At 54.5% G+C, this 13,345-nt stretch carries 10 protein-coding genes and 1 pseudogene; 5 read left to right on the forward strand and 6 right to left on the reverse strand.

The features are described from left to right. Positions 1 to 58: 58 nt before the first annotated feature. On the reverse strand, positions 59 to 475 hold the full coding sequence (locus SD70_RS07240; RefSeq protein WP_041046943.1) for a DUF1259 domain-containing protein: 417 nt from the start codon (positions 473 to 475) through the stop codon (positions 59 to 61). Positions 476 to 611: 136 nt separating this feature from the next. Then, complete coding sequence (locus SD70_RS07245) at positions 612 to 1,454, reverse strand: AraC family transcriptional regulator (RefSeq protein ID WP_041046944.1); 843 nt, start codon at positions 1,452 to 1,454, stop codon at positions 612 to 614. Positions 1,455 to 1,607: 153 nt separating this feature from the next. Between SD70_RS07245 and SD70_RS07250 the strand changes: the two genes are divergently transcribed. From SD70_RS07250 to SD70_RS07270, 5 genes and pseudogenes are all read left to right on the forward strand, one after another. Further along, positions 1,608 to 3,119: a sulfatase family protein gene (locus SD70_RS07250; RefSeq protein ID WP_041046945.1), complete on the forward strand. Its 1,512-nt coding sequence runs from the start codon at positions 1,608 to 1,610 to the stop codon at positions 3,117 to 3,119. A gap of 63 nt (positions 3,120 to 3,182) precedes the next feature. Beyond that, positions 3,183 to 5,441 (forward strand): helix-turn-helix domain-containing protein, encoded by a 2,259-nt coding sequence (locus SD70_RS07255; RefSeq protein ID WP_041046946.1) that lies wholly within the window; start codon positions 3,183 to 3,185, stop codon positions 5,439 to 5,441. A gap of 252 nt (positions 5,442 to 5,693) precedes the next feature. Then, a pseudogene (locus SD70_RS07260) lies at positions 5,694 to 6,715 on the forward strand (ABC transporter permease). A gap of 47 nt (positions 6,716 to 6,762) precedes the next feature. Beyond that, positions 6,763 to 7,641 (forward strand): carbohydrate ABC transporter permease, encoded by an 879-nt coding sequence (locus SD70_RS07265; RefSeq protein ID WP_041046991.1) that lies wholly within the window; start codon positions 6,763 to 6,765, stop codon positions 7,639 to 7,641. A gap of 32 nt (positions 7,642 to 7,673) precedes the next feature. Continuing rightward, entirely contained in the window at positions 7,674 to 9,218 is a 1,545-nt protein-coding gene (locus tag SD70_RS07270; RefSeq protein WP_041046947.1) for an extracellular solute-binding protein, read from the forward strand. Positions 9,219 to 9,297: 79 nt separating this feature from the next. Here the strand turns inward: SD70_RS07270 and cyoD are convergent, their stop codons facing one another. From cyoD to SD70_RS07290, 4 genes are read right to left on the reverse strand one after another with little or no spacing between them, the layout of a single operon-like run. Next, complete coding sequence (gene cyoD / locus SD70_RS07275; protein WP_041046948.1) at positions 9,298 to 9,615, reverse strand: cytochrome o ubiquinol oxidase subunit IV; 318 nt, start codon at positions 9,613 to 9,615, stop codon at positions 9,298 to 9,300. Next, positions 9,616 to 10,245: a cytochrome o ubiquinol oxidase subunit III gene (cyoC, locus tag SD70_RS07280; RefSeq protein WP_041046949.1), complete on the reverse strand. Its 630-nt coding sequence runs from the start codon at positions 10,243 to 10,245 to the stop codon at positions 9,616 to 9,618. It lies immediately after the preceding gene. Between the two features lie 2 nt (positions 10,246 to 10,247). Continuing rightward, a complete protein-coding gene (gene qoxB / locus SD70_RS07285; RefSeq protein WP_041046950.1) occupies positions 10,248 to 12,218 on the reverse strand; it encodes a cytochrome aa3 quinol oxidase subunit I in 1,971 nt (656 codons plus the stop codon). Between the two features lie 19 nt (positions 12,219 to 12,237). After that, the gene (locus tag SD70_RS07290; protein ID WP_052487139.1) at positions 12,238 to 13,209 is read right to left on the reverse strand and encodes a ubiquinol oxidase subunit II; all 972 of its coding nucleotides are present in this window, start codon (positions 13,207 to 13,209) and stop codon (positions 12,238 to 12,240) included. Positions 13,210 to 13,345: the final 136 nt, after the last annotated feature.

Below are 13,345 nucleotides of genomic sequence, written 5' to 3' on the forward strand. Positions count from 1 at the left end.
CGGCCATAAAGAGCCTCGGCGGTTCAAAGCCGGGGCTCTGTTCATCATCTTACCTAATCTAACCTAGAAAAGCGATGGACGCTTTCACCTTCCTCGCAAATGCTACAGGATTGTCAATGGACTCCCAGTGAATATACATGAGCCGCGGCCGTTCGTTCAACCAATGGTTATGCAGCGCCGTTACTTTAATGCCGTGCCGCTGCAAATTTCTGATCAAGCGATTGGCCTGGTTTTGGAATACGGCCGTTTCGCCCAGGCACAGCGCGCGCCCCGACTTGTCGAGAGATTCAAACGAAAAAAGCTGATAGCGTACTAACGGAGAAGTGGTGCGCCTGCCCAAAATTTCCGCTCTCAGTTTCCGCGCCCGGCTGACAAAACAAACGGGACCCGGGTCGATTTCGTGTTCACCGCCCAAAATACGAGCGAATTGATTGCACAACCTTCTAAAACGCGGGCTTACTATAACGTTAGCCATGACATACCTCCTTCTGGGTTTGAAATAATATACGTTTAACCAGAGGAGTGTGCTTAGATGGATGCCTATTCATTACCCAAATCGATGGCATTCGTTTGGATAGCATGTTTGATCGGCCCATGCCGGCTCGCCGCCGTTATTTGCGAAAATGGGTCGGAGGTACTCCGTAATAGTTGCCGAACGCCCGCGTAAAAGAAGGGGAGTCGGAATATCCAAGGCTCAAGCCGATTTCCGTAATCGTCAGCGAGCTTTCCTCCAGCAGCCGCATCGCTTTGTCCATTCTCAGCTTTTGCAAGTAACGGACGGGAGTCATACCTACGTATTCCGTAAACTTTTTGGAGTAATAAGAACGATGAATGCCGACATGGCTTGCGACATCTTGCACGTTTATATTTTCCGTGTAGTGCGTGTTCATGTAGCTGATGCTTTTCCCAATCCAATCGCCCGGCTCCGCATCGATATCGCTCCGGGCAGCCGATTCGCAAACGAGAAGGCCAAGCAGCCGGTATAGCAAGCTGCAGCTGTTCAATCGATGCTTCAGCTCGCGGTTCGTTACCGTACGAAAGAGCTGGTGAAAGACGGATTCGACTTTTTTGCTAACGACGCTTTTCAAATAAGGCGTGTGCTCGTGCAGTCCGCTTCGGGAAAGCAGCGCCGGGACTTGTTTCCCGTCGATAGCGATCCAGGCCAGCTGCAGCGGATCGTCCGATGCCGCTATTTTGTACGAGTAGGGTACATGCGGAAACAGGCAAAATATATCCCCTTGTCCGAGCCGAACGCATTGATCACCGTACGTGAGTTGGACTGCTCCCGACCTGACAATATGCAAGCTGTAGTAATCGATGATACGGGGGCCGGCATGGTAGTTCGGCTTCGCGATATTGCGGCCGAGGCGGATCGGCCAAACGCCGCCGTCTTTATCGAAATCGTCGGGAGTAAGGTAAATGTTTTCCGCGAATTCATAGGCGTATTCCTGCATGTCAGGAAACCCTCCTTAACCGGTCTGTGCCACAAAGTATATCACCACACCTGACAAAATGCCAAGAAAAAGCGACTGTCTGTCATTGCCGCTTCGGCACCCTCCGAGTAAGATAAAGTCAATTATGAACGTCAGAGGAGGCCAACGCGAGCGATGAACAAGCCCAATATTGTGCTTATTACGAGCGACCAGCAGCACTGGAATACGTTAGGCGCTTTCAATCGTGAAATTTCAACGCCCAACCTGGATCGGCTCGTAAAGGAAGGCACGACGTTTTCGCGGGCATATTGCCCGAATCCTACATGTACGCCGACACGGGCCTCGATCGTTACCGGCATGTATCCGAGCCAGCACGGAGCGTGGACTTTGGGTACCATGCTGCCGGAGGACAGGCAAACGGTAGGAGAGCTGCTAAGGCAAGGAGGCTACCGTACGGCTTTAGTCGGAAAAGCGCACTTTCAGCCGGTCGGCTCCACGGACGAATATCGTTCGCTCGAAGGCCGGATGATGCTTCACGATTTCGATTTTTGGCGAAAGTTTACCGGCCCTTACTACGGCTTCGAACATGCGGAGCTGGTCCGCAACCATACGAACGAATGGCTGGTCGGACAGCATTACGCGCTTTGGATGGAGGAGCGGGGCTGCTCGAACTGGCGGGACTACTTCACTCCGCCGATCGGTACGATGGACGAGGCGGCGAAGTTCAGCTGGCCGATTCCCGAGGAATTTCATTACAACACGTGGATCGCGGAGAGAACGAACGCCCTGCTGGATACATACAAGCAGAGCGGAGATAACTTTTTCCTGTGGGCCAGCTTTCCCGATCCGCACCCGCCGTATTTGGCGCCCGAACCGTGGGCCAACATGTATGATCCCGACCGTCTGACCATTCCGAAAGCGGCCGCGGGCGAACACGAGAACAATCCGCCGCATTTTCGCATGACACAGGAGCCGGACCCGGATTTCTCCGCCTATCGTGAGACGGGGTTCGGCATTCACGGCTACCACTCCCATATCCGAATGTCCGAGGACGATCATAAGAAGTCGGTTGCCGTTTATTACGGCATGGTCAGCTTCATGGATAAGTGTATCGGCAAGATAATGTACAAGCTCGATGAGCTCGGGCTGGCCGACAATACGATCGTCGTGTTTACGACCGACCACGGCCACTTCTTCGGGCAACACGGCTTGCAAGCGAAAGGCGGGTTTCATTACGAAGACTTGATTCGCCTTCCGTTTATTGTCAAGTATCCGAACCGGGTTCCCGCCGGCCAAGTTTCCGATTCGCTGCAATCGCTTGTCGACTTGGCGCCGACTTTCCTCAGCTTCGCCGGGTTGAACGTTCCGGGGGCCATGACGGGAGTGGATCAGTCCCGGGTCTGGCTGGACCCGTCCCAGGCGTCACGGGAGCACGTTATATGCGAATTTCACCACGAACCGACGACGATTCATCAGAAAACGTACGTGGACCGGCGGTACAAAATTACCGTATACTTTAACCAAACTTACGGCGAGTTGTTCGACCTGGAAGAAGATCCGGGCGAAATCCGCAATTTGTGGCACGACGAGCGATACAAAGATTTGAAGTCGGAGCTGCTGATGAAATACATATGGGCCGAACTCGGCAAAGAGCCGATGCCGATGCCGCGAATCTCGGGCGCATAAAGCATTTCTCGGGACTTGGGGGTGACCGTTATCCGATCGTCGCACTATAGGAGAAAGTTGTTTTTGTTCAGCCTTATCCTCTCGGTCATCCCCGTTTTGTTCCTGGGCATATTTTCATACGCGAAGTCGTCCGGGATGATTCAGCGCAAAGTGAACGAGAGCAACGCGCAGCTTCTGCAGCAGACGCAGTCCCGCGTCGAGCAGGAGCTGAAGGCGGTCGACAATATGGTGATTCAATACGCCAACACCGCTTCGGTCAAGAGCGCTATCCAAAAGCCGCTCACCCCCAGGGACTTTCTGGAGGTAGAAGACATGTTGCAAAGCTTGCGCTATATGAAAACATTCGAATTCGGCATTGAAAATGTGTTCCTCGTCAGCTCCGAGCAAAACTGGCTCATCCATAACGACGGCCTGAAGGCGCTCGCAGAAAACGAGCATGGCGAACGGCTTCATTCATATTTGCGCGATCCCCGGCTCTCCTTCTGGGTGTACGAAACCGTCAGCGGCAGGCCGTACATCAGTCTGGTCAAAAAGCTGCCCATCGCTTATGGCCCGACCCACGGCATGATCGTCGTACAAATTCCTGTGCGTTATTTGCAGACGATGATCAATCTCGACCGTCGGGAGCATAAAACGATGATCGTCGATAGCAGCGGCAGCATATTGACGTACGACGATTCGTCCGCACCAGGTACCGATGTCTCCCGCCCGTCTTATATTCAAACGGCAATGAAGATGAATGAAGGGAGCGGAGCATTTAACGCGACAGCGGATAAGCGGAGCATGAGGGTGATTTACCGGAAATCGGCCTATAACGAGTGGATGTATGTCACGGCGGTTTCGGTGGATGATATTACCAAAGATTCCAGGACGATCGGCTGGATTACGTTCCTGACCTGTCTAGCCTTGTTCGTTGCTATTTCGGCGATCGCGATGTTCGGCTCGAATAAAATGTACGCTCCGGTCAGAAAGCTGTTCCAGTCCGTCGTCGGCACGGCGGCTCTGAAGGAGAACAAGAGGCGCAGCGACGAATTCGATTTCATCCAGGAGCGCATCCAATCGATGCTGAAGACGCAAAAGCAGCTGAGCGTACAAGTGGAATCGCAAATTCAGCAGCTGAAAATATTTTTCATGCAGAAGTTGTTTCGAGGGGAACAGGCGGCGCATGCGGCCGGAGAGCATTTGGCCGAATACCGGTTCCCGGCCGAATGGCGGCGGCTTTGCGTATTCGCGCTGCAAATCGATACGCTGTCCGGAACGAGGTACCGCAAGCACGATCACGATTTGCTCATGATCGCTGTCAACAACATTATGATGGAGCTGATTCCGCCGGAACGCCGGTATTTGCCGGTGCCGGTCGATGAGTGCCAGGCGATATTGCTATGCGGAAAAGAAGAAGAGGAAGCGGACTTCGACAGCTTCGTCTTCCAATGTGCCGAGACGGTGCAGCGAACAGTCAAGGACGTTCTCGACTTGCAGGTGAGTATTGGCATAAGCCGGCCGTTTCGCGAATTGAGGCAAACGCCGAAAGCGTTCCGCGAAGGAGTCGAAGCCCTCAAATACCGGATCCGCTTCGGCCACGGAATCATTTTGCGCATCGAAGACGTGCTTCACGGCCAAACGTTAAGACCGCTGTATCCGTCGCGAATCGCGAGCGAGCTTTGCGATGCGGTCCGGATGGCCGATCGCGAAACCGCGGTGCAGCGGCTGCACCAATTTATGCAAGATATCGCGGCGATGGACCTCTCCCCTCGGTATTATGAGCTGTTTTTGTCCAGACTGCTGACGGAGCTGCTGCGGCTCGCCGAAGATTCGGGACCCGCGATGAAAGCTTTGCTTGCCGAGGAGCGGAGCTTGTTCGGCCAAATGTTTGCGGCCAAGACGATGCAGGAAATGGAAGAGTGGTTTGCGGCGACTGTGGTGGAGCCGATCGTTGACCATTTTGACAAACGAAACGAATCGCAAGTGAAGCTCCTTTCGGACGAAATAGCCGCCGTGATTCACCGCAATTACGATACGGATCTGACGCTGGAATCGTGCGCCGCGCTGCTCCATTACCATCCCTCGTACATCAAACGCGTGTTTCGCAAAGGGAAGGGAGTCAGCTTCAGCGATTATTTGTCGATGCATCGCATGGCCATGGCCCGGAAATGGCTCGTCGAGACGGACATGAAAGTGTCCGAAATCGCCGAAAGGCTCAGGTACAACAATTCGCAAAATTTCATTAGGCATTTCCGGAAAGTAGAGGGCATTACGCCCGGCGAATACAGAAAGCGAAGCGAGTTGCAGGTCGGTGCGATCGTAAGCGATGCGGGCGAATAGCCCGCTTTTTTTGTTAAGTCTGAATGTATAGCCCGCCTGTACTCGGCTGAGTCTGCTGCGGTAATCTCGCACGTCCATAAGGAAAGCGTAAACCGGTTATCTTTTGCTTGCCTGCGGCTTAGTGCCGGATAGCCCTAATGATTGCATGGGTCCGTTATGATTATGTACGCCGTTCATGGCGCACCGCTGGGGAAACGGGCGGAAAGGTCCCTACGGATTATGGACGGTACCCGGGTGCCGGTGCGAAGATCGATGCATGCGGAAACGTACGCTTCCAAACGCTATATCAAACGGAAAAAGGGGGGACTTCGCTTGTTTTCGCCGACCGTGCGGAAAGCAGACTTGAACTCGAACGCGGCGCCAACCGGAAAAGGCAAGCTGGCCAAAGCGCTCGTTCGTGACCGATGGCTGTATGTTATGCTTGTGCCCGGACTCATTTTTTTTCTCGTCTTCAAATATGTGCCGATGTGGGGCGTGCTGATCGGTTTCAAAGATTATCAGCCGTTTCTCGGCTTCACCGGGAGCGAGTGGGTCGGTTTCAAACATTTCGAACGTTTTTTTACGAATCCTGTGTTCTGGATGCTCTTCAAAAACACGTTCATTCTGGCCGTCTACAACATCGTGTTTTTTTTCCCGATGCCGATCCTGATCGCGCTTCTGCTGAACGAGGTCCGGATCGAAACGTACAAACGTCTCGTACAGACGATGATTTACGTTCCGCACTTCGTTTCCTGGGTCGTCGTCGTAGGCATCGCCTACATTTTCTTTACTTCGGAAGGCGGCATCGTCACCGAATGGATGAAAGGGCATTCAGGGCATGCGATCAACGTGCTGGAAAGCGCGGACTGGTTCCGCACGATGGTTACGGCAGAGGTCATCTGGAAAGAAACCGGCTGGGGGACGATCATTTTTCTCGCTGCGCTCGCCGGGGTCGATCCGCAATTGTACGAAGCTTCCCGCATCGACGGAGCGGGCAGCTGCGCCAGCTGTGGCACATAACACTGCCGTCGATACGAGGCGTGATCGTCATTTTGCTCATTTTGCGGCTGGGCACGTTTCTGGATAGCGGATTCGAGCAAATTTATTTAATGCTGAACGCTTTGAATCGGAACGTAGGCGAAGTGTTCGACACGTACGTATACACGAGCGGCATTACGCAAGGACAGTTCAGCTACAGCGCCGCAATCGGGCTGTTCAAATCGGCAGTCGGCTTCTTGCTCGTGATCGGTGCCAACCGGATAGCCAAAAAATTCGGCGAGGAAGGCGTCTATTGATGGGCGCTCATCGGACAAAGATTTTTCCGGAAATGGGGGTGAACCGGATGAGCGGGGGCAAGTTTTGGGCGAACCGGGCGATCGATATGGGCATATACGGCGCGCTGGCCGCGTTCGCCTTGCTGACGTTTCTGCCATTCTTATACGTGATCAGCGCCTCGTTCACGGCATCGGAGGTGCTGCTTCAAAAAAGCTTCGTATTGTTTCCGACACGATTTTCGCTGGACGCGTACAGGTATATTTTTTCCACGGAAACGATGCTGCGCAGCTTAGCGGTTACGGTTTTCGTCACCGCTGCCGGCACTTTCGTCAATTTGGTCATGACCGTGCTGATGGCTTATCCGCTTGCGCGCCATTATTTGCGGGGCCGAACGGTCATCATGAGGCTGATCGTGTTCACCATGCTATTCAACGGCGGCATGATTCCGACCTATCTGGTCGTCAAGTCTCTCGGGCTGCTGAACACGTACTGGGCTTTAATCCTGCCGGGGGCGATCAGCCCTTTCAACCTGATCGTGCTTAAAAACTTTTTCCAGCAGCTGCCGGACGGCCTGGAGGAATCGGCCAAAATCGACGGCTGCAACGATCTGGGCATTTTGATCCGGATTGTGATACCGCTTTCCATGCCGGCGATTGCAACCTTTTCCCTGTTTTACGCCGTGGGGCATTGGAACACGTTTTTTAACGCGCTGCTTTATATTAACGATCATACGAAGTGGCCGATCCAGGTGCTGCTCAGGCAAATCGTCATTTTGTCCGAAGGCGGCATCGGCGATTCAGGCGCAATCGACGCAAATTTCGTGCCTCCTGCGCAGACGGTGAAAATGGCCTCGATCGTAGTGGCGACCGTTCCCATTTTGCTCGTGTATCCGCTGCTGCAAAAACATTTTGCCAAAGGAGTTCTGCTCGGTTCGGTCAAAGGATAACCACAACTATTTAGAAAGGGCGGTATGGAAACATGAATGGACGGAGCTTCGCAAGAAGACGCATGGCGGCTGCCATAAGCGCCATCGCGCTGACGAGCACGGTAATCGCCGGTTGCAATGCAGCCGGTACGGAAACGAAGCAAGCGCAAGGAAAGACGGACGGAGCGAACAATACGGGGGCGCAAGCGGCGAAGCAACCCGTCGCCATCAAGATGATGATCCCGTACTGGAATGCGGAGCCGCCGAAGCAAGGGGGCGAAACGCTGAAAAAAATCGAACAGCACACGAATACGAAGCTGGACATCATTTGGACGCCGGGCTCGGCCTATACGGACAAATTGAACGCAAGCATCGCTTCTCAGGACTTGCCGCAAATCGTCTACGTGCTCGCCGACGGGAACAAAAACGCCGGGCTCGTCAACGCCATCCAATCGGGCATGTTTTGGGAAATCGGGCCTTATTTGAAGGACTACCCGAACTTGAGTAAAATCAATCCGCGGCTGCTCGAGGAAAGCTCGTTCGACGGGAAAATTTACGGCATTTACAAACATATTCCGCAAGCGCGCAACGGCATCGTCTACCGCAAAGATTGGCTGGACAACTTGGGGCTGAAGGAGCCGAAGACGCTGGATGAACTGATTCAAGTGATGAAGGCGTTTACTTTTAACGACCCCGACAAAAACGGCAAGCAGGACACGATTGCCTTCGGCGCTTCCGGTCCGATCGGCCTCGACTTGTTCGTCGCCTGGTTCGGGGGACCGAACAAATACGAGCTGAAAGACGGCAAGCTGACGCCTGCCTTCATGACGAAAGAGTATATGGACGCGATGAAGCTGTACAAAAGCTTCTATGACCAAAATGTGATGAACCGCGATTTTGCCGTGCAGAAAAACGATTTCGAGATGATCAACAAAGGGAAGTCCGGCATGCTGTTCGCGGCGCTGGAAGAGGTCGAGTCCCGCTACGTCGATTTGTACAAAGCGTTCCCGCAAGCGAAGCTGGACGTCATCAGCCGCATCGAGGGGCCAAAAGGCGTGCGGGTCATTACCCGCGGCGTATTCCCGCCGCAGTTCATGTTCCCGAAGACGAGCATCAAGACGGAAGAGCAGCTGAAGCAAATTTTGAATTATATGGACAAACTGGCCGATCCGGACATGCAGAATTTGTTCGTATGGGGATTTGAAGGCGTTCACTACAAGCTTGAGAACGGCAAGCCTGTCCGGACCGACGCGCAAAAGTACAATACGGACGTCGCCTCGTACGAGTTCATGCGATTCGACGACGGGTCGAAGGCGATGAAAGGAACCAACTCGCCCATATTGGAAAAGGCGCTGCGCATGCAGGAGGAAAACTTCCCGTCCGCGATCTCGAATCCTGTTCAGGCGCTCATCTCCAAAACGAATATCGAGCGGGGGAGCGAGCTGTCCAAAATTGTGGGGGACGCGACGACGAAGTTCATTATGGGCGAAATCGACGAAGGCGGGTGGAACAAAGCGGTCGAGCAGTGGCGCAAAGGCGGCGGCGACCAGATGATCAAGGAGTACGAGGAGGCGTACGCCAAGCTGGGCAAAAAATAGTAGCCCTGGCGGCATGTCTGCGAAAAAACAAACTCCCGATGCTGCGGAAGCGGCACGGGAGTTTGTTTTTGCCTTTTGGCTATTGCACGGCGGCGTTGAACGACATGATCCACATCGAGCCGGCCACGATCGTAAACACGATGACGCAGCCGAGTATGAGAGCCATAACGTTGTAACGCGGCTGTTCGCCTTCGCGAACGTGCATGAAGAAGAACAGCTGAATCAAAAACTGCAAAACGGCCAGCAAGACGATCGTTACGATGAGCGGTTTGCCGGCAAGCGCATGGCTCAGCACCAGCACAATCGGGATAATGGTCAAAACGATCGACAGCGCGAACCCGGTGACGTACGATTTCACCGAGCCGTGAGCGTGCGTTTGCGTCGTTTCGTGCTCCATTTACATCACCCCCATCAAATACACGACGGTAAACAGGAAAATCCAGACGGCGTCCAGGAAGTGCCAGTACAAGCTGATGACGAACACTTTGCGCCGCGTCACGGCGGTAATGCCGCGCCTTCTCAGCTGCAGCATGATAGCGGTCATCCAGACGAGGCCGAGCGAGACGTGCAAGCCGTGCGTGCCGACGAGCGTGAAGAACGCCGACAGGAAGGCGCTGCGGGATATGGTAGCTCCTTCTCCGGCCATTTTCGCGAATTCGCTCACTTCGAAGCCGACAAAGCATGCCCCGAGCAGCGCCGTCACGGCCAGCCAGCCGAGCAACTGGTTTCGTTTGCCCTGGTTCATCGCCAGCGCGGCGAGGCCGCTCGTAAAGCTGCTCGTCAGAAGGATGAACGTCTCGGCGACGAAGCCTGGCACTTCAAACAGCTCTTTGCCGTTAGGGCCGCCGTCCGTGTGGGTGCGGAGCACGACATAGGCGGCGAACAGCGTACCGAACAGCAGGCAGTCGGTGACGAGAAAAATCCAGAAGCCGAGTATTTTTAAGCCTTCCTGGTCATGATGCTCGGCCGCATGAGCGTGAGCGGCTGTTTGCCCGCGGGAAGCTTGGTGAACAGCGGTGTGCGCCACGGTTAAATCCCCCTTCCAAACGATGCTTCCGTACGTTTGATTTCATCGACGGGAATGTAATAGTCGGTATCATATTGGAACGAACGCGCCAAGAGACAGGCCGCTACGCCTAAGAGACCGGCAACGGCCATCCATATCCAGCTGAATACGAAGCCGAAGCCGGCGACGAACCAGAAGGCGGCCATAATAATTGGGATACCGGAGTTCTTCGGCATATGAATCGGCTCCAGCGCAGGCGCCGCCGCAGCACGTTTGCCGGCTTCGCGCGCTTGTTTCTCCGCCCACCAGGCGTCCTGCTCGCTAACGTGCGGAACGGTGGCGAAGTTATACATTGGCGCAGGGGACGGGATCGACCATTCCAGCGTGCGCGCGTTCCACGGATCGCCCGTCGTATCGCGCTCGCCGTACTTGATGCTGTAGCTGATTTGCCACACCTGGAAAATAAAGCCGATCCCCATCAGGAATGCCCCTATGCTGGAAACGAGATTGAGCGGAGCCCATCCCATATCCCAGCCGTACGTGTATACGCGGCGCGTCATGCCCATGAAGCCGAGCGCGTATTGCGGCATGAAGCATACGTAGAAGCCGATGTTCCACGTCCAGAACGCCCATTTGCCGAGCTTCTCGTCGAGCTTGAAGCCGAACATTTTCGGCCACCAGTAGTAGATGCCGGCCAAATAGCCGAACACGACGCCCCCGATCAGCACTTGATGGAAGTGGGCGATCAGGAAGTAGCTGTTGTGGTACTGATAATCCGCGGGGGCTACGGCCAGCATGACGCCGGTCGCGCCGCCGACGACAAAGCAGGGAATGAACGCCAGCGTCCACAGCATCGGCTGTTTCAGCTGAATGCGGCCGCGGAACATCGTGAACAGCCAGTTGAAAATTTTGACGCCGGTCGGAATGCCGATGGCCATCGTCGAAATGGCGAAAAACGTATTGACGTCAGCGCCTGCGCCCATCGTAAAGAAATGGTGCACCCAAGTGAAGAAGGAGAGGACGCTGATGATCATCATCGAGAACACCATGGACTTGTAGCCGAAAATTTTCTTCTTCGAGAACGTGCTGACAATCTCGGAATAAATGCCGAATGCGGGAATGACGACGATATAGACTTCGGGGTGGCCCCACATCCAGATCAGATTGACATACATCATCGGGTTGCCGCCGGCCGTCATCGTAAAGAAATGAGCGCCAAGGAAGCGGTCGACGAACAGCAGCGCGAGCGTAATCGTCAAAATCGGAAAGGCGAAAATGATCATCACGCTGGTGGACAGAACGGACCAGGAAAACAGCGGCATGTTCATCAGCTTCATGCCCGGCGCCCTCATTTTGAGGATGGTGACAAGGAAGTTGATGCCTGTCGCAAGGCTCCCGATACCGGAAATTTGAATGCCCCAAATATAGAAGTTTTCGCCGACTCCCGGGCTGTGCGACATTTCCGACAAGGGCGGGTAGCTAAGCCAGCCTGCGTCCGGCGAGCCGCCGATCACGAACGACAAGTTGAACAGCATCGCCCCGAAGAAAAACAGCCAGAAGCTGAGCGCGTTCAGGAACGGGTAGGCGACATCGCGCGCTCCGAGCTGGAGCGGGACAACGATGTTGAACAGAGCGAACATCATCGGCATCGCCATGAACAAAATCATAATCGTGCCGTGCGTCGTAAAAATTTCGTTGTAATGGTCGGCCTGCAAAAATTGAATGTTCGGCAAGGCCAGCTGCGTTCGCATCAGCAGCGCGTCGACACCGCCGCGGAACAGCATGAGCAGCGAAGCGATCAGGTACATAATGCCGATCTTCTTATGATCGACGGACGTCAGCCATTCTTTCCAGAGCCACGTCCATTTTTTGAAATAAGTAAGCACGAACACGATCGCAATCGTCGTCAGGACGATCGCGACGTCGGCGCCGTAGATGAGCGGATCGCCGGTTACGAAGAACGTGGACGCAAAATCTTTCAGTTTCGTCAGCATCGGTAGCGGATCCCCTCTCTTAATGATGATTCATGCCCGGCATATCCGTCATGCCCGACGTTCCCGTTGCGCCTGTTGCGCTTGTGCCGCTTGATTCACCTGGCTCACCGGGAGCCGAACTGTGGTGCATATACATGCCGCCGTTCTTGTTCACGATATCGTCGAACAAGCCGTCCGGGTACGAGGAGTACAGCGTCTTCTCGGAAGTGCCCGGCTGGACGAGCTGTTCGTAGCCGCTTTTCGTCAGTGCGGGAGCGGTTTGCTTGACGCTTGACACCCATTGATTGAACTCCGCCTGCGGCTTCGCTTCGACATCGAAGCGCATGTGCGCGAAATCTTTGCCGCTGAAATTCGCCCCGGTTCCGTAGTAGACGCCCGGCTTGTCGGCTTGCAGCCACAGCTGCATCGCCATGCCCGGCATCGTATATTCCTGGCCGCCGAGCTGGGGCACCCAGAACGAGTTCATCGGCGCGTCCGACGTGAGCTGGAACCGAACCGGCACGCCGGCCGGAATTTGCACGTAATTGACGGTGGCGATATGTTGGTCCGGATACGTGAACAGCCATTTCCAGTCGAGCGAAGTTACCTGGACCGTAATCGGCGTCGTATCGCTGACCGGCGGCTTTGCCAGGGCGAACGTATCGCGGGCCGTGTAGGTGCCGAGGATGCCGATGATAATAATCGGAATGCCCCACCAAATCGTCTCCAGCAGCTTGCTGTCATGCCAGTCCGGGGTGTAAGGGGCTTTGTTGCCCGGTTTGTCGCGGTAACGCCAGACGATGAACACCAGAATAGCTAAGACGGGAATAATGACAATCGCGCATAACACGGCCGACAGCACAATAAGGCGCTGCTGCGTCGCGGCCACAGGACCTTGCGGATCAAGCACCACGAATTTGCCGCTGCAGCCCGACAAGGCAAAAACCGCCAAGCATAAGGCGAAGGCCGCGCAGGCAGCTTTCAAAAATTTGCGAGCAGGTTTCAGGTTCACGCTTTACGCACCTTCCTAACAGAGCGGGAATTTGATTTACTCTTACCATAGCAGAAAAGTTGTACTTTTTTTCACAGGTTAACAATACCGTCAAATAATCGCCTTTTCTTCGACAAGAAGCTGTCAAGAAAAATTC

Origin of the sequence: Gordoniibacillus kamchatkensis, from assembly GCF_000829455.1 — a bacterium.
Classification (GTDB): domain Bacteria; phylum Bacillota; class Bacilli; order Paenibacillales; family NBRC-103111; genus Gordoniibacillus; species Gordoniibacillus kamchatkensis.

What these genes read in the sequence shown, in the direction of transcription:
- SD70_RS07245 (WP_041046944.1), bottom strand. Translation starts at nt 1,454, where the DNA reads ATGCAGGAATACGCCTATGAATTCGCGGAAAACATTTACCTTACTCCC.
- SD70_RS07240 (WP_041046943.1), bottom strand. Translation starts at nt 475, where the DNA reads ATGGCTAACGTTATAGTAAGCCCGCGTTTTAGAAGGTTGTGCAATCAA.
- SD70_RS07270 (WP_041046947.1), top strand. Translation starts at nt 7,674, where the DNA reads ATGAATGGACGGAGCTTCGCAAGAAGACGCATGGCGGCTGCCATAAGC.
- SD70_RS07250 (WP_041046945.1), top strand. Translation starts at nt 1,608, where the DNA reads ATGAACAAGCCCAATATTGTGCTTATTACGAGCGACCAGCAGCACTGG.
- qoxB (WP_041046950.1), bottom strand. Translation starts at nt 12,218, where the DNA reads ATGCTGACGAAACTGAAAGATTTTGCGTCCACGTTCTTCGTAACCGGC.
- cyoD (WP_041046948.1), bottom strand. Translation starts at nt 9,615, where the DNA reads ATGGAGCACGAAACGACGCAAACGCACGCTCACGGCTCGGTGAAATCG.
- SD70_RS07265 (WP_041046991.1), top strand. Translation starts at nt 6,763, where the DNA reads ATGAGCGGGGGCAAGTTTTGGGCGAACCGGGCGATCGATATGGGCATA.